Genomic DNA, 15,117 nt, shown 5'->3' with positions numbered 1-15,117 from the left:
GGGTCGGCGGCGGGCAGGTGAGCAACGAGGTGTCGTGCCCGATGCCTGCCCCTCGACACATGACACGCGCAAGACTGGCTCAGTGACAACCAGGCGATGGATCAAGGCGCATTGGCCAGAGGACCCTGAGCGGGATGTGCGCTTTGACGGGTTCAACGGTGCGGTGGCAGAGCTGCGGCGCGAGGGTGAGCCAGCTGGGCACGCGATGATGGAGGTGCGTCAGTGGGCAACGATCGAGGGTCATCTCTGGTGGAAGCGGGTGACGGGAGTCCGAACACTTCCGGAACTGCACTTGGCTTATTGGGATCCCGTGACGGCTGCGCAGCGCGACTTTGACTGGCCGACTTGGTTTGCGCATGACGTCGACGAGGCCAGCGCGATGTACGAGGAGTGTGTGGCGGGGTTGTCCCTAACGTGGGAGGGCGTGAGGTACGACGTGCAGTGGCTCGGTGAGTCAGAGACCGCGGCCGTTCGAGCTGACCTCTTTTGGGAGCCCGACGCAGAGTAGGCCGTGAAAGCACTGATGCCCTGGGACATGATGCCCGGGGCATTGCTACGTCCGTGGGGTGCGGTGGGGTGCGCGTAGGGCGCGAAGCGCCCGGAGCGCGGGGCCCCATCGCGGGGTCCCACGGTTCGCGGCGGAGCCGCGCTTGAGTCATGTGAAGAAAGTACTCACCGATCGATCATGCCGATTTCGCGTAGGCGTCCTCTCATGGCCGATGAGCGGAACTCACTGGGATGGCGGCTGACTCGGTCTGGACTCGACGGGATCGAGCAGGTTGGGCCGACGGATCAACCGGATGCTGAGCACCAGAACCCATGCCCATAACAGCAAGTACGGCAGGGTCCACAACTCGCTCGTCCACACGAATCTGGCGGCCACCAGGCCGAGGCCGGCCACGATGAGCCACCAGCCCATCCAGCGATTAAGCGTTCGTGTGGAGAGGATCACCCAGCCGGAACAGAGGGCGAAGCTCGCGAGGGCGATCCATGCGTTCGCGAAGCCGACACTGCCGAACGCGAACGCGAAGCCGGCGACGTCGGGAGTGATCTTGCCCCCGTGCAGTGAGGCCGCCCCCAAGCTGGCGCCAACCAGCCCGTACGCCGCCAGCAGCGCGCCCGAGAGAGCTGCGATGGTGGAACGCCAGGGCGGATCCCCCTCCGCGCGCCGTAGCAAGTAGCCGAACGTCACGAAGAACCAGAGGCTGCCGATCCAGCCGAGCGTTGAGGCCGCCATCGCCAGCTGCGCCCAGTTCGCCTCGATGTTGCCGAAGTACTCCACCGCCTCGGAAGCGGTGGCATCGAGCGGGGGCTCGCCCGCGGTCGAGAGCGCAATGACCGGGCCGAACAGAAGAACCATGAAGACGATCCCGATGATCCCCGTGGCGCGGGCGAGCGCCATGTATGGCTCTGACATGACCGGGCGGTTGGTGACGACGTCCATGGCACTCACCACTAACGCGACTTGGAGGTTGATTCACAGTAGGGCTCGCCGTGCCCTCCCTCAAGACCTTCGGAAGCCGCGCTGGCTGAGCGTGCTTCCTATGCCGCTCTGCGCGCGGTCGATCGTGCAGAGCCCGCTCTCGACGGGGGAACCTCAGGACGCCTCTGGCACCTTCGCCATTTTCGTCATACGATAAGCGTGTGGTGAGCGAGAAGCAGATCCAGACGTGGGCCGACGAGGCCGAAGCCGGCTATGACGTCGAGGAGTTGAAGCGCCGCGGACGGGGTCGCCCCGGCCGGGGAGCCGAGCCGATGCAGGTCGTTGCCGTCCGGCTGACTGCCGAAGAGCTGGACGCCCTCGACGAGGCCGCGTCCAAGCAGCACATGAGCCGTTCGGAAGCGATCCGGGCTGCACTGGCGCACTTCGCCGCGTGAAGGTTCATACAAGCGCTCTGAAGCACGGCGTCTCCGCCGACGATGCCGTCCAGGCGGCCGAGTGGTCGCTGTGGATCGAGCCGCTCGACGACGACGGTCCTCCCGACCGGGAGCTGCGACTTGGTTTCGACACGCAGGCACGGCTGTTGGAGACCGTCGTGCTCACTTTCGAAAGCGGGGACGAGCTGGTCATCCACGCCATGCCCGCACGCAAGAAGTATCTAGACCTCCTACCCTGACCGACCCTGCCGGTGGCCGACTCGGGCCGATCGAGCGCAGTCACACTCGCCTCACAGGGGGATGCCACGTGGTCGAGCGTCGATCCGCATAGGCAGCGGCCCTAGGTAAAGGTCTGGTCAAGGGTCGTTCGAGGTGCCGACGATCAGTGGACTGAGGCGTCTTGACAGGACACGGTGATGGTGTCGCACAAGCCAGTGCGATTCAGGTTACGAAATCTGAATGACGTTGCGCTGCAATGCATTACACCTGACAGGGTTGACACGGTTGTCACGACTGGTGTCGGTTGTTCCCGGGTGGTTGCGGCGTGTACCGGCCCAACCGTGGGGCGCTCCGTTGAGGGTGCCCGTGGTGGCGGCCAAACCGTCCCATCCAGTGCCGATGCGGTGATCGACCTCGCGCCCGCCGGCTCCCGCTCAACGCAGTGAGGCCGCCCTTGGACTGGGTGTGCCGTGTGGCTCGAGGTCGATTCAGCCGCACGGCACATCCTCGAGGGAGGGGTGGCCACCATGTCGTTGGACGCGCGCAACGCTATCTGGAGCGCCCTGCCCCCGGTCGGCCAGCGGGACGACCGCCCCCTGGACCTGCCGCACCTCGACGCCGTCACGCAGGCGCAGGTGGTGGCCCGCCTGCTGTCGCCGGACTTCGACGCCTGGTCGGTGGCCGCGTCCCGGGTCGGGTTCTGCGCCAAGCCGATCCGCCTGGTTGGCCACTCGCGCACCTTCGACAAGACGACCGGTGAACTGATCCGGTCCTACGCCTCAGCGGAGGAGGCAACCGGGGTGACGTTCGTGCGCTGCGGCAACCGTCGCGCCTCCGAGTGCGAGTCCTGCTCCCGGCTGTACGCGGCGGACACCTTCCACCTGATCCGGGCCGGTGTGAGCGGCGGCAAGGGCGTCCCCGAGCGCGTGGCGGAGAACCCGCTGGTGTTCGCGACCCTTACCGCCCCGTCGTTCGGGCCGGTCCACGGCGTCCGTCCCAACCGCGGCCGGTGCCGGCCACGACGCGATACCGGAGCCCGCTGCCCGCACGGACTCCCGTTGTCGTGCATGGCGATCCACGACCAGGACGACCCGGGAGTGGGGCAGCCGTTGTGCCCGGACTGCTACGACTACGCATCGGCGGTGGTGTGGCAGTGGTGGGCGCCCGAGCTGTGGCGCCGGTTCACGATCACTCTGCGACGGATGCTGGCCCACCACCTTGGGATTCTGCCCGCTCACCTCGGCGATGTGGCGAGTGTGCAGTACGCGAAGGTGGCCGAGTACCAGTTGCGCGGCGCGGTGCACTTCCATGCCCTGGTCCGCCTCGACGGCCCCCAAACCACTGACGGCTTCGCTCACGCCCCCACCCAGGTGACCGCCCGAGTGCTGTCCGCGCTCGTCGAGCAGGCCGCCCGCGCGGTCCGGGTCACCGCCGACCCCGTCCACGACGGTGACGTCCTGCGGGTGTTGGCGTTCGGGACCCAAGTCGACACCCGAACGGTGCGAACCACGTCACGCACCGACGACCCCGACCGAGAGCTCACCCCCGAGCAGGTCGCCGGGTACCTGGCCAAGTACGCCACCAAGTCCGCCACCGACACCGAAGCCAAGGACAGCACCCACCTGCGCCGCCTGCACGCCACCGCCCGCGCCATGGCCGCCCGCACCGTTAGCGCCGAGCAGGACCCGCAGGCCCCGTACGGGCTCCTCGGCAAGTGGGCGCACACCTTGGGGTTTCGCGGCCACTTCGCCACCAAGTCCCGCCGCTACTCCGTCACCCTCGGCGCCCTACGCCGCGCCCGGCAGCGCGCCCAAGCCCGGATCGCCGAAGCCAACCGCACCGGCACACCCCTCGACCTGCGTGCCATCGAAGCCGAGCTCCTCGCCGACTACACAGACCAGACCACCGTCGTGATCGGGTCCTGGGTCTACGCCGGCACCGGGTGGGCCAACGACGGCGAAACGGCCCTCGCCACCGCAGCCGCCTCCCGAGCCCGCGAATACGCCCAAGAACGCGCGCAGAGAAGGAAGCAGCAGTCATCAGGAGAGAAGTGAGAGAGATGAGACGAAACGACAGACCCGAGGCAACGGCCTCGGCCGAGGTGAGGGTGTTGCCCACCATCGACCGCCTGTGGACGATCCACGACGTGTCGGCCTTCCTCGGCGTCCCGGTGGGCACCCTTTACCAGTGGAGGCACCGGGAGCAGGGACCGCCAGCAATGAGGCTTGGCAAGCACCTGCGTTTCGACCCGACGCAAGTACGGGCCTGGGCAGCGGAGCAGGTGGCCTGAGATGGCACACGTCGTCAAGGACAGCCGCGACGGTCGGTGGTTAGCCCGATGGCGCGATCCGTCGCACCGCCAGCGAAAGAAGTCCTTCCGCCGCAAGGTCGATGCCGAGAGGTTCCTGGCCAACCTCGCGGCTGAGATGAACCGAGGCCAGTACCTCGACCCGTCCGCAGGCAAGGTCCTCGTGGGCGACTACGCCCGGGTCTGGGCCGCGGGGTTGTCCCACCTGAAGGAGTCCACGGCAGAGCGATACCGGGGCATCGTCCGGACCCATGTCGAACCGCGTTGGGGTACTTACCGGCTGTCATCGGTGGCGACCTCCGACGTCGCGGCGTGGGTGGGGGAGTTGAGCGCCTCGGGCCGGACGCCCTCGACGGTCCGACACATCCATCGCGTGTTCTCGCTGATCATGGGCATGGCCGTGCAGGACGGGCGGATCGCACGCAACCCGGCGACTGGTGTCCGGCTCCCTAGGGCGGTTCGTGATGAACCACGCTTCCTCAGCGTTCCGGAGCTGGCTGCCCTCGTGCAGTCGGCCGGTCCGGGCGGGCTGGCCATCTGCGTCCTGGCGTTCACGGGGATCAGGTTCGGCGAGCTGACCGCGCTGCGGGTCTCGCGCGTCGACCTCGACCGGCGCAGGCTCCATATCGTCGAGAGCGCCTCGGAGGTGGGTGGACGGCTGGTCTGGAGCACCACGAAGAACTACCAGACCCGGTCCGTACCGGTCCCGCCTGCCCTCATCCCGGACCTGTCCCGGATGTGCGAGGGGAAGCAGCCGGCCGACCTGGTCTTCGCGTCACCCACCGGGTCGCCCCTGCGGCTCGGCAACTGGCGTCACAGGGTGTTCGATCCGGCCTGCGCGACCGCCGGGATCTCAGGGCTGACCCCGCACGACCTCAGGCACACCGCGGCATCCCTGGCCATAGCGGCAGGAGCGAACGTGAAGGCCGTCCAGCGCATGTTGGGGCACTCGTCGGCGGCGATGACGCTCGACGTCTACGCGGGTTTGTTCGGCGACGATCTCGACTCGGTGGCCGCCCTGCTCGATTCGCATGTGCCACAAATGCGCCACATCGCCGAGATCGAGGCTCCCAAAGGAGGCCACGATGACGCCGCGTAGGCCGCTGACCTGCATAAACGTCCTGTGGGGCAGGTCGGGCTTGAACCGACGACCGACGGATTATGAGTCCGCTGCTCTGACCGACTGAGCTACTGCCCCGGCACCAGCTCGGCATTCACCGGCTGGGCGCCGTGAGCCTACCGCCCAGCCCACAGCCAACCCACGGCCTGCGGAGGTCTGCGTCATAGAGGGCAGTTGCACGGTGGAGCTCCACCACCGAAGGAGCACCTCATGAAGATCCGAATCGTCCCCGTGGCCGCCGGTCTCGCTGCCGCTGCCGGCATCGCCATCACCGGAGCGTCCCTGGCCAGCGCCGACGCGACCTCACCGACGTCGACCGTCGCCGCCTACGGCCAGGTCGCGCCAGGGGAGGCAGCCCAGGGCAACGGCAACACAGACCCGAGCAAGCCGATGCGCTCGGACGAGACGTTGCTGACCGGCGATGTGGCCGCCAAGGTCACGGCTGCAGCCAAGGCCAAGGAGCCCACCGCCACCATCGAGCGGGTCGAGACCGACTCCGACGGCGTCTACGAGGCCCACATGGTCCGCGCCGACGGCACCCACATCATCGTGCAGATCGACAAGAGCTTCGCGGTGACCAACGTCCAGGTGGGCGGCGGCGGACCGGGCGGTCAGGGGGCCGCGCCGACGACCCCATCGGCGGAGTCCAGCTCGACCACCTGAGCCGGGTTGCCCCACCCGAACAAAACCAAGAGGTGACGTATGCCGCGTGGTCAACACGCGGCATACGTCACCTCTGCACCTCTGCGGGTGGGGTCAGAGCCGGTGTTCCGCGAGACGACTGTTCCATGCGATGACACTGAGGTTGGTGTGGGTGCTGGTGCCTGAGTGCTTCGTGGTGCACAATGGGCGAGCACAGCCAACTGAAGAAGCGACAAGCAGCCAGGCCAGCAGGTGACGAGGTTCGTGGGGAAGACGTCCCTCGCACACCAAAGGAGGCCCGGATGTCTGTCGCGATGCCGCGTGTCATGACCCGCGGGGTGGTGTTCATTCACTCCACCCCCAAAGCGCTGTGCCCGCACATCACCTGGGCCCTGGAGGCCGCGCTCGATGGCCGGGTGGCCATCGACTGGACGCCCCAACCTGCCGGTGCCGCACTTGTCCGCGCGGAGTTCGCGTGGGCAGGGGTGCAAGGCACCGGCGCCAAGCTCGCCTCGACGCTGCGCGGGTGGGACAACCTGCGCTACGAGGTCACCGAGGAGCCCAGCGCAGGGTCGGACGGCTCACGCTGGTCCCACACGCCCGCCTTGGGGATCCACCACACGTGGACCTCTGCTTCCGGCGACGCGGTGATCAACGAGGACCGCCTTCGTGAGGTGCTGCGCCTGTCCCAGGGCTCTCCCGAGGCGATGGTCGAGATGGTCGAGGAGCTGCTCGGCACCGACTGGGACGCCGAGCTGGAGCCGTTCCGGTATGCCGGTGACGGGGCTCCGGTGCGCTGGTTGCACAAGGTGGGCTGAGCGGGTCCGACCGGCCGCGCTGACCTGCATGTTTCGAGGATTTGGCGGAACGTTGGGTAACGTGACGCGCTGACCGACGACTCTGGAGGAACGTGTGACCCGCCCCAACCTGCTCTTGGGGGCGCTGGCCGCAGTCTGTGGGGGGACGCTGCTGTGGTGCGCCCGGCTCATCCTGGCCGCCGACCTACCGCGCGGTGCGCACGTCGCATCGTGGAGCCTGTGGGTGGTGGCGGCGGTGGCCGTCCTGACGCTCATCGCCTATGTTCGCGAGTTCCTGCGACACCGGCAGCAGGCAGGCCGTGACGCCACCTGGAAACCGCTGCCGTCGCTGGTGCTGCTGTGGATCGGCGGACTGACGGCACTGTTGTCCTTCGCCTTCATCCTTCCCCACGGGGCCTCGTCGCAGGGCGCGTCCGCACCGGCCAAGGCCGGCACGTCGCTGACCGGGCAGACCGTGACGCCGACCCCGGTGACGACCACGGCGGTCTCGGGAGCGTCGCGACCGGCCACCTCGTCGACCTCGTCACGGTCGGTTGCGTCCCGTACCGCCCCGCCCGCCTCGACCGGGCAGAGCAGCACGACGGCGGGTGCACCCGCTCCTCGACCCTCGACCACGACTGCGACACCGTCCACCACGACGTCGCCGCTGATCGACCTCCACATCTTCCCGACACAGTCGCAACGGACGAAGCCGCCGCCGGGTCACTGACTGTCGGAGGGCGCTCTCCTCTGCCGGACCGCGTGTGGCGAGACCAAGGACGCCCGCCCCCAGACCTGGGGACGGGCGTCTCTTGTTCTGCCTGATGCCGGTTCTGGCCAGACGGCGCAGAAGCCCTGCCTAGATCGAGGTGAAGACCACCGCAACGTTGTGGCCACCGAAGCCGAACGAGTTGTTGAGTGCAGCGATGTCGCCATCCGGCAGGGCGCGCGCCTCACCGTGCACGACATCGAGCTTGATCGCGGGATCGAAGTCGTCCAGGTTGATCGTCGCGGGAGCGAGCCGGTGGTGCAGGGCGAGGATCGTCAGGACGCCCTCGAGCGCCCCGGCAGCGCCGAGGAGGTGACCGGTCATCGACTTGGTGGCGCTGACCGGCATACCGTCGGCGTCGTCGCCGAAGGCGCGCCGGATGGCGTTGGACTCCGCGACGTCACCCACCGGGGTGGAGGTGGCGTGGGCGTTCACGTGCACGATGTCCTTGGGGGACAAGCCCGCGCGCTTGACGGCCTCGACCATGGCACGGGACGCACCGGCGCCCTCGGGCTCGGGCGCGGCGATGTGGTGGGAGTCGGCCGACATGCCCACGCCACCGATCTCGGCATAGATCTTGGCGCCACGGGCCTTGGCCGCTTCGTACTCCTCGAGCACGATCACGGCCGCGCCCTCGCCGAGGACGAAGCCGTCACGGCCGGTGTCGTAGGGGCGTGAGGCGCGCTCGGGGTCGTCGTTGCGGGTCGAGAGCGCCTGCATGGCGGCGAAACCGGCGATCGGGAGCGCGTGGACGGCGCCCTCGGTGCCGCCGGCGACGGCGATGTCGGCGCGGCCGTTGCGGATCATCTCGTAGGCGTACCCCATCGCCTCGAGCCCGGATGCACAGGCCGAGACGGGCGTGTGGGCTCCGGCACGGGCGCCGATCTCCAGCGAGACGGCGGCCGACGAGGCGTTGGGCATGAGCATGGGCACGGCCAGGGGGAAGACCCGGCGTGGGCCCTTCTCCCGCAGGTTGTCCCACTGGTCGAGCAGCGTCCAGACGCCGCCGATGCCGGTGCCGATGCAGGCGGCGAGACGTTCGGGGTCGACCTCCGGGGAGCCGGCGTCGGCCCAGGCCTCGCGGGAGGCGATGAGGGCGTACTGGGCGCTCGGGTCGAGCCGACGCACCTCGACCTTGGTCAGCACGTCCAGGGGCTGGGTGTGGATCGTGGCGGCGAACTTCACCGGGAGCTCGTACTTGTCCACCCAGTCGAAGGGCATGGTCTTCGCGCCTGACCGTCCGGCCAGGATGGCGTCCCACGTGTCGGGGACGTTGCCGCCCACCGGGGTGGTGGCTCCGAGGCCTGTGACGACGACACGTCGTTCGGCGGTCATGGCTGGGTCTGCTCCTTCGTCGGTGTGGTGCGGGTGGCGGTCGCCGGTGCGGGGTGGCGGCTCAGCAGCATCGGTATGCCGCGCTGCCGCCACCCGCGCTGGGTTCTGTCCGGCTCAGCCCTGGTTCTTGGCGATGAAACTGACGGCGTCGCCGACGGTCTTGAGGTTCTTGACCTCGTCGTCGGGGATCCGCACGCCGAACTTCTCCTCGGCGTTGACGACGATGGTCATCATCGACAGCGAGTCGATGTCGAGGTCGTCGGTGAAGGACTTCTCGGACTGCACCGACTCGGTGTCCAGCCCGGTCTCCTCGTTGACGATCTCGGCCAGACCCTCGAGGATCTCCTGCTCGCTCTGCGCCATCCGGCTCAGCTCCTTCATTCTGTTGAGGTGACCCCTGTTGGTGTCACGGGTGTTGGTGCGACTGGTGTTGGGTACGTGCTGTGGTCACTGCGGTGGCCCGGATCACCCGCGGGCCGGCGGGAGTCTGGTCAGGGGAGGACGACGACCTGCGCGGCGTACACGAGGCCGGCGCCGAACCCGATCTGCAGGGCGAGCCCACCGTGGGCCACTTCGCCTTCGCGGAGCATCCGTTCGGTGGCGAGCGGGATCGAGGCCGCGGACGTGTTGGCGGTCTCGGCGATGTCGCGGGCGACGGGGATGTCGGTCGGCAGCTTGAGCTGCTTGATCATCGCGTCGATGATCCGCATGTTGGCCTGGTGCGGGATGAAGGCGTCGAGGTCCTCGGCGCGGACGCCGGCGGCGTCAAGGGCCTTCTGGGCGACGGGTGCCATCCCCCAGACGGCCCAACGGAAGACCGACTGCCCGGCCATGCCGATGGCGGGCCAGCCCAGGTCGCCGTCGCGGACCTCGACCCACGAGTCCCGCTGCGAGATGGTCTTCCACTGCGAGCCGTCCGAGCCCCACACGGTGGGGCCGATGGCGGGGGTGTCCGACGGTCCGACGATCGCGGCTCCGGCACCGTCGCCGAAGATGAAGGCCGATCCCCGGTCCTTCATGTCCGTGAAGTCGGAGAGCTTCTCGACCCCGACGACGAGGACGTGGCGGGCGCTGCCGCCGCGGACCATGTCGCTGGCCAGGCTCACCGCGTGGCAGTACCCCGCGCAGGCGGCGGAGATGTCGAATGCCGCACCACGGATGCCGAGGCGATCGGCGAGGATCGGCGCGGCTGCAGGAGTCTGGTAGGGGTGGGTGACCGTGGCCACGACCACCGCATCGACGTCGGACGCCTCGAGCCCGGCTGCGGTGAGCGCCTCACGCGTCGCCGCCTCCGACATGTCGACGACGCTCTCGTCCTTGGCCGCGAACCGGCGGCTCTTGATGCCGGAGCGCTCCTGGATCCACTCGTCGGAGGAGTCGATCGCCTCGACGAGCTCGGAGTTCATGACCACGCGCTCGGGACGATAGCCACCGACGCCCATGATGCGTGCGTAGGTCGCTCCCTCCGCGGGGGTGATGAATCCGGTGCCCTTGGGGGCTGGTGCGGTCATGTCAGGCCTCTTGCGCGTCGGTCGGAAGGGAACGTGCGGAGGCGGGGTCGCCGCCGTGGTCGCGAACCAGCTGCTGGGCCGCCTCGAGATCGTCGGGCGTCTTGACTGCCAGTGTGGCAACTCCGGGCATCGCGCGCTTGGCGAGGCCCACGAGCGTGCCGGCTGGGGGGAGCTCGATCATGGCGGTGACGCCGAGGTCGACCAAGGTCTGCATGCACTGGTCCCACCGCACCGGGCTGCTGACCTGCCGCACGAGCCGGGCCAGCGCGTCGGGGCCACCCGCCACCGGTCGGCCGTCGGCGTTGGACAGGAGGGTGACGCCGGGGTCGCTGACGTCGAAGTCGGCGGAGAGCCGCTCGAGGGCCTCGACCGCAGGCGACATGTGGGCGGTGTGGAAGGCGCCGGCCACCTGCAGCGCGATGACCCGCGCCTTGGCCGGGGGATCCGCGGCCAGGGCCGCGAGCTGGTCGAGGGTGCCGGCGGCCACGGTCTGACCGGCGCCGTTGGCGTTGGCAGCGGTGAGGCCGTAGCGGCTGAGCGACTCGGCGACCTCGAGGGGGTCGCCTCCGAGGACGGCGCTCATGCCGGTCGCGGCGAGGGCGCTGGCGGCAGCCATCCCGGCCCCGCGCTCGCGGACGAACACCATCGCGTCGTGGTCGGACAGCGCGCCCGCGAAGGCAGCAGCTGTGATCTCGCCGACCGAGTGCCCGGCGGTGACGCCGACCACGGTCGCGGGACCGTCGGGGAGCAGGACGGCCGCGGCGGCAAGGCCCGCCGCGACGATGAGCGGCTGCGCGACCGCGGTGTCCTTGATGGTCTCGGCGTCCGAGGTCGTGCCGTGCGCGACCAGGTCGAGGCCCGCGACGTCGGACAGCGACTCGAGCCGCTCGCGGAACGCCGGCAGCTCGAGCCACGGGGCGAGGAAGCCGGGGGTCTGGGAGCCCTGTCCCGGGCAGACGATTGCTAGCACGCTCCCAGCCTTGCGGTCCGGGCGTGACCTCAGCGTGACCGTTTGGCACGAACATCGGGGAGGTCTTTTGGAGGATGTCTACAAAACAGACGTGAGAACGACCGTGGTCACGACCCCCATGTGAGCAGGGTCTCAGCGGCGAATGGGAGCCGGCCGGCTGAGTCGGCCCAGGGCCAGCGCGATCCGCACCGTGTGGGCGTCGTGCGGGTCGGTGAGCTGGTAGCCGGTGAGGTCGGCGATCTTGCCCAGGCGGTAGCGCACGGTGTTGGGGTGCACGAACAGCACCCGCGCAGTGCCCTCCAGGCCGCCCCCGGTCTCGAGGTAGGCCGAGGCGGTCTCCAGCAGGCCGCCGCTGCTGGACGACAACGGGTGCCAGATGCGGTCGAGGAGCAGCGCCCTGGCGGGGGCGTCGCCCACGAGGACGCGCTCGGCGAGCAGGTCGTCGGCGGTCACCGGGCGGGGGGCGCCCGGCCAGGCGTGCGCGCAGGACTGCCCGGCCAACGCAGCCCGGGCAGACCTGCCGGCCGCGAACAGGTGAGGCACCGTGGGGCCCACGACGAGGGGTCCGTCGCCGAAGTGGTCGGCGACCGCGAGAGCCGCCGTCATGGGGTCGTCCACGTTGCCGAGGATGCAGACGAGCCGGCGCCCCTGGACGGCGATGAGCGTGTCCACACCGACGCGTTCGGCCGCACGGCGCAGCCCGTCCACGATGCCGGCTGAGCCTCCCGGGGGTGTGCTGCCCGCGATGACGGCGACCCTGGTCGTGGAGCCCCAGCCGAGAGCCGCGGCGCGAGACTGCATCGAGTCGTCGGCCTCGCCACGCAGCACCGCGTCTACCACCAGTCCCTCGAGCCGGGCGTCCCAGGCGCCGCGCGCCTCCGCGGCGTGGGCATAGACCTCGGCGGCGGCGAACGCGATCTCGCGCGAGTAGCGCAACACCGACTCGCGCAGCGCCTGTTCCTCACCGGGCTCGGCGAGGGCCGTGGCGTCCTGCTCGACGACGTCCACGACGGACCGCACGAGGTCGAGGGTCTGGCGCAGGGTGATCGACCTGGTCAGCTCGCGTGGGGCCGTCCCGAAGACGTCGGCGGTCACCGGGGTCTGGTCACCGCCCGCCCGGAGCCAGGCGATGAAGGCGGCAATTCCGGCCTGGGCGACGAGCCCGACCCACGAGCGGTCCTCGGCGGAGAGCACCCGGTACCAGTCGTGGGCCGCCTCCATCCGGCGGGTCGCTGCCGACGAGAGCTCGCCCGCGGACCGCTCGACCCGTTGCAGGGTGGCGGTCGACGTGCTCACGCGAGTGGCCGGCATGGGCCCAGTCTATTTGTATGCCGCCCACAACCGTCGCGGTGCAGCCGCCGACGGTTCGGCCGGGCTTCACCCACCCGACACCGCGTGGTCGCCCGCCGCGACCCGGCAGTTCCTAGCGTCGTGGCCATGACCAGAACCCTCCCTGCCCTCGTCGTCACCGGGGCCCTCGTCCTCGGCTCCACGGTCGCGTCCAGCGCCACCGCTGTCGCCGGATCCGCCACTGCGGACACCGGCCGCACGGCGGCAGACACCCTCCCGTTGGTGCTGGCCCACCGGGGCGCCTCCGGGTACCGGCCCGAACACACCGTGGCCGCCTACGAGCTGGCAGTCGCGATGCACGCCGACTACATCGAGCCCGACCTCGTCATGACCAAGGACGGCGTTCTCGTCGACCGCCACGAGCCCGAGATCTCGGGGACCACCGACGTCGAGGACCACCCCGAGTTCGCCGCTCGCAAGACCACGAAGGTGCTCGACGGCGTCTCGACGACCGGATGGTTCACCGAGGACTTCACGCTCGCGGAGCTGCGCACCCTGCGTGCCAAGGAGCGGCTGCCCCAGATCCGCCAGGAGAACACCCTCTACGACGGGCGGTACGTCGTCCCGACCTTCGAGGAGGTGCTGGAGCTGCGGGAAAGGCTCTCCAAGGAGTACGGCCGCCAGGTCGGCATCATCCCCGAGATCAAGCACTCGACCTACTTCCACGCCAAGGGCCTGAACCCCGAGGCCGCCCTGATGAAGCTCCTGGACAAGCACCACCTCAACCGAAGCAAGGCGCCGGTGTGGGTGCAGAGCTTCGAGCTCGGCAACCTCGTCGCGCTGCGCCGGACCTACGGCTACAAGGCCAACGAGGTGTTCCTCGCGAGCGCGACCGGGGCGCCCTTCGACCTGGCCAGCAGCGGTGACCCCCGCACGTACGCCGACCTGCTGGCACCCGCGAGTCTCAGGACGCTGTCGGGCACGATCGACGGGATCGGCCCGGACAAGAACCTCGTCGTGCCGCGTCAGGGCGACGGAACGTTGGGCACCTCCACCGGACTGGTTGCCGCCGCCCATGCGGCCGGCCTCAAGGTCACGCCCTACACCTTCCGCGCCGAGAACACCTTCCTGCCCACCGACTACCGGGTCGGCACGAACCCAGCGGACTACGGCAGGGCCGTGGACGAGGTCGTGGCATTCATGCGGGCGGGCGTGGACGGGGTCTTCTGCGACCAGCCCGACATCTGCGTCACGGCCCGCAAGGAGTTCCTCGGGCACTGACTTCGTGCTGACTGCCGGCTCTCAGCCGGCGTGCTCCCGCCAGGAGTGCGCCGGCTCGTAGCCCAGGAGCCGTCGGGCCTTGTCGATGCCCAGCAGCGTCTCGTGCTCGCCGAGCTCCCTGCGCACCTCGACAGCCGGGAAGACCTCCGCCACGAGGTCTGCGCTCGAACGGCTCATCACGGTGTCGGCGTTGGCGATGACGAAGACCTCGCACCCGGGCTCGGTCCGCTCGAGACCCAGCCGCACCGCCTGCGCGCCGTCGCGACCGTCGATGTAGCCCCAGAGGTTCCACTTGCGCAGGGACGCGTCGGCGTCGAACGACGGGAAGGCCGCGTAGTCCTGGGGGTCCATGACGTTCGAGAACCGCAGGCCGACCATGGTCAGCTCGGGGTCCCAGCGGCAGAAGTGCCTGGCCATCTCCTCCTCGAGTGCCTTGTTCAGCGAGTAGGTCGACTCCGGTCGCGGGTCGTACTCCTCGTCGACCGGGACATAGGGCGGGGGCGTGTCGAAGGGCAGGCCGAGGACTGTCTCGCTCGATGCCCAGACGATGCTGCGGACCTTCAGGGCGCGGGCTGCGGCGAAGACGTTGTAGGTCGCGGCGGAGTTGTTGGCAAAGGTCGCAGCGTTGGTGGTCAGGCCGGACGCGGGGATCGCCGCGAGGTGCACCACGGCGTCCACGGGCGTCGAGTGCTCGTCCACCCCGCCCGAGAACGCCTCGAGCACCTGGCCGTAGTCGGTCAGGTCGACGGTGACGAACGGTGTGGTCGGGGACGCTGGCCGGGTCCGGTCGAGCGCGAGAACGTCGTAGCCGTGCTCGGCGAGATGGGCGACGACCGTGCGGCCGAGCTTGCCGGTCGAACCGGTGACGGCGACGCGGCGTCGTGTGGTCGGTGCGGGCTGGGAGGTCACCCGCTCATCCTGCCCCAGCGTCCGCCCCATCCCAACAGAAGGTATGCCGCCCGCTCAGGTGAGCGGGCGGCATACCTTGTCGTGAAAC

The 15,117-nt window shown here is 69.5% G+C and carries 16 protein-coding genes and 1 tRNA gene; 9 read left to right on the top strand and 8 right to left on the bottom strand.

Annotation, left to right across the window (positions count from 1 at the left end; genetic code table 11):
• Positions 1-730: 730 nt before the first annotated feature.
• The gene (locus AC1DYG_RS01685) at positions 731-1,444 is read right to left on the bottom strand and encodes a hypothetical protein (protein WP_477638152.1); all 714 of its coding nucleotides are present in this window, start codon (positions 1,442-1,444) and stop codon (positions 731-733) included.
• 200 nt (positions 1,445-1,644) lie between these two features.
• On the opposite strand from AC1DYG_RS01685, the gene AC1DYG_RS01680 reads away from it, so the two are divergent.
• The 5 genes from AC1DYG_RS01680 to AC1DYG_RS01660 all read left to right on the top strand — a co-directional run bounded on the left by AC1DYG_RS01680 (position 1,645) and on the right by AC1DYG_RS01660 (position 5,504).
• Complete coding sequence (locus tag AC1DYG_RS01680) at positions 1,645-1,878, top strand: ribbon-helix-helix domain-containing protein (protein WP_477638151.1); 234 nt, start codon at positions 1,645-1,647, stop codon at positions 1,876-1,878.
• On the top strand, positions 1,875-2,117 hold the full coding sequence (locus tag AC1DYG_RS01675; protein WP_477638150.1) for a BrnT family toxin: 243 nt from the start codon (positions 1,875-1,877) through the stop codon (positions 2,115-2,117). Before AC1DYG_RS01680 ends, AC1DYG_RS01675 begins: the two co-directional genes overlap by 4 nt.
• A 507-nt stretch (positions 2,118-2,624) precedes the next feature.
• Positions 2,625-4,151 carry a replication initiator gene (locus AC1DYG_RS01670; protein WP_477638149.1) on the top strand — a complete coding sequence of 509 codons (1,527 nt, stop codon included), beginning with the start codon at positions 2,625-2,627 and terminating at the stop codon, positions 4,149-4,151.
• A 5-nt stretch (positions 4,152-4,156) separates the two neighbouring features.
• Positions 4,157-4,387 carry a helix-turn-helix transcriptional regulator gene (locus AC1DYG_RS01665; protein ID WP_477638148.1) on the top strand — a complete coding sequence of 77 codons (231 nt, stop codon included), beginning with the start codon at positions 4,157-4,159 and terminating at the stop codon, positions 4,385-4,387.
• A gap of 1 nt (position 4,388) precedes the next feature.
• The gene (locus AC1DYG_RS01660) at positions 4,389-5,504 is read left to right on the top strand and encodes a tyrosine-type recombinase/integrase (protein WP_477638147.1); all 1,116 of its coding nucleotides are present in this window, start codon (positions 4,389-4,391) and stop codon (positions 5,502-5,504) included.
• A gap of 25 nt (positions 5,505-5,529) precedes the next feature.
• Here the strand turns inward: AC1DYG_RS01660 and AC1DYG_RS01655 are convergent.
• A tRNA-Ile gene (locus AC1DYG_RS01655) sits at positions 5,530-5,603 on the bottom strand.
• Positions 5,604-5,735: 132 nt separating this feature from the next.
• Between AC1DYG_RS01655 and AC1DYG_RS01650 the strand changes: the two genes are divergently transcribed.
• The 3 genes from AC1DYG_RS01650 to AC1DYG_RS01640 all read left to right on the top strand — a co-directional run bounded on the left by AC1DYG_RS01650 (position 5,736) and on the right by AC1DYG_RS01640 (position 7,694).
• On the top strand, positions 5,736-6,188 hold the full coding sequence (locus AC1DYG_RS01650) for a hypothetical protein (protein ID WP_477638146.1): 453 nt from the start codon (positions 5,736-5,738) through the stop codon (positions 6,186-6,188).
• Positions 6,189-6,469: 281 nt separating this feature from the next.
• Entirely contained in the window at positions 6,470-6,985 is a 516-nt protein-coding gene (locus AC1DYG_RS01645; RefSeq protein ID WP_477638145.1) for a DUF3145 domain-containing protein, read from the top strand.
• Between the two features lie 94 nt (positions 6,986-7,079).
• Positions 7,080-7,694, top strand: coding sequence for a hypothetical protein (locus AC1DYG_RS01640; RefSeq protein ID WP_477638144.1), 615 nt, complete (start codon positions 7,080-7,082; stop codon positions 7,692-7,694).
• A gap of 129 nt (positions 7,695-7,823) precedes the next feature.
• On the opposite strand, the gene fabF is transcribed toward AC1DYG_RS01640, so the two are convergent.
• From fabF to AC1DYG_RS01615, 5 genes are all read right to left on the bottom strand, one after another.
• Positions 7,824-9,068, bottom strand: coding sequence for a beta-ketoacyl-ACP synthase II (gene fabF, locus AC1DYG_RS01635; protein ID WP_477638143.1), 1,245 nt, complete (start codon positions 9,066-9,068; stop codon positions 7,824-7,826).
• Between the two features lie 114 nt (positions 9,069-9,182).
• Positions 9,183-9,431, bottom strand: coding sequence for an acyl carrier protein (locus AC1DYG_RS01630; protein ID WP_056923461.1), 249 nt, complete (start codon positions 9,429-9,431; stop codon positions 9,183-9,185).
• A gap of 128 nt (positions 9,432-9,559) precedes the next feature.
• Positions 9,560-10,579: a beta-ketoacyl-ACP synthase III gene (locus AC1DYG_RS01625; RefSeq protein ID WP_477638142.1), complete on the bottom strand. Its 1,020-nt coding sequence runs from the start codon at positions 10,577-10,579 to the stop codon at positions 9,560-9,562.
• Between the two features lies 1 nt (position 10,580).
• Positions 10,581-11,549 carry an ACP S-malonyltransferase gene (locus AC1DYG_RS01620; RefSeq protein ID WP_477638141.1) on the bottom strand — a complete coding sequence of 323 codons (969 nt, stop codon included), beginning with the start codon at positions 11,547-11,549 and terminating at the stop codon, positions 10,581-10,583.
• A 132-nt stretch (positions 11,550-11,681) separates the two neighbouring features.
• Positions 11,682-12,860, bottom strand: coding sequence for a PucR family transcriptional regulator (locus tag AC1DYG_RS01615; RefSeq protein WP_477638140.1), 1,179 nt, complete (start codon positions 12,858-12,860; stop codon positions 11,682-11,684).
• 126 nt (positions 12,861-12,986) lie between these two features.
• Between AC1DYG_RS01615 and AC1DYG_RS01610 the strand changes: the two genes are divergently transcribed.
• Positions 12,987-14,120: a glycerophosphodiester phosphodiesterase gene (locus AC1DYG_RS01610; protein ID WP_477638139.1), complete on the top strand. Its 1,134-nt coding sequence runs from the start codon at positions 12,987-12,989 to the stop codon at positions 14,118-14,120.
• A 21-nt stretch (positions 14,121-14,141) separates the two neighbouring features.
• Here the strand turns inward: AC1DYG_RS01610 and AC1DYG_RS01605 are convergent, their stop codons facing one another.
• Positions 14,142-15,029 (bottom strand): NAD-dependent epimerase/dehydratase family protein, encoded by an 888-nt coding sequence (locus tag AC1DYG_RS01605; RefSeq protein WP_477638138.1) that lies wholly within the window; start codon positions 15,027-15,029, stop codon positions 14,142-14,144.
• Between the last annotated feature and the right edge of the window lie 88 nt (positions 15,030-15,117).

It is taken from the genome of Pedococcus sp. P1_H8, assembly GCF_056405175.1.
The sequence above is the reverse complement of the archived record's forward strand: the minus strand, read 5'-3'. Positions and strand labels throughout refer to the sequence as shown.

What these genes read in the sequence shown, in the direction of transcription:
- AC1DYG_RS01685 (WP_477638152.1), bottom strand. Translation starts at nt 1,444, where the DNA reads ATGGACGTCGTCACCAACCGCCCGGTCATGTCAGAGCCATACATGGCG.
- AC1DYG_RS01670 (WP_477638149.1), top strand. Translation starts at nt 2,625, where the DNA reads ATGTCGTTGGACGCGCGCAACGCTATCTGGAGCGCCCTGCCCCCGGTC.
- AC1DYG_RS01665 (WP_477638148.1), top strand. Translation starts at nt 4,157, where the DNA reads ATGAGACGAAACGACAGACCCGAGGCAACGGCCTCGGCCGAGGTGAGG.
- AC1DYG_RS01660 (WP_477638147.1), top strand. Translation starts at nt 4,389, where the DNA reads ATGGCACACGTCGTCAAGGACAGCCGCGACGGTCGGTGGTTAGCCCGA.
- AC1DYG_RS01650 (WP_477638146.1), top strand. Translation starts at nt 5,736, where the DNA reads ATGAAGATCCGAATCGTCCCCGTGGCCGCCGGTCTCGCTGCCGCTGCC.
- AC1DYG_RS01645 (WP_477638145.1), top strand. Translation starts at nt 6,470, where the DNA reads ATGTCTGTCGCGATGCCGCGTGTCATGACCCGCGGGGTGGTGTTCATT.
- fabF (WP_477638143.1), bottom strand. Translation starts at nt 9,068, where the DNA reads ATGACCGCCGAACGACGTGTCGTCGTCACAGGCCTCGGAGCCACCACC.
- AC1DYG_RS01630 (WP_056923461.1), bottom strand. Translation starts at nt 9,431, where the DNA reads ATGGCGCAGAGCGAGCAGGAGATCCTCGAGGGTCTGGCCGAGATCGTC.
- AC1DYG_RS01625 (WP_477638142.1), bottom strand. Translation starts at nt 10,579, where the DNA reads ATGACCGCACCAGCCCCCAAGGGCACCGGATTCATCACCCCCGCGGAG.
- AC1DYG_RS01615 (WP_477638140.1), bottom strand. Translation starts at nt 12,860, where the DNA reads ATGCCGGCCACTCGCGTGAGCACGTCGACCGCCACCCTGCAACGGGTC.
- AC1DYG_RS01610 (WP_477638139.1), top strand. Translation starts at nt 12,987, where the DNA reads ATGACCAGAACCCTCCCTGCCCTCGTCGTCACCGGGGCCCTCGTCCTC.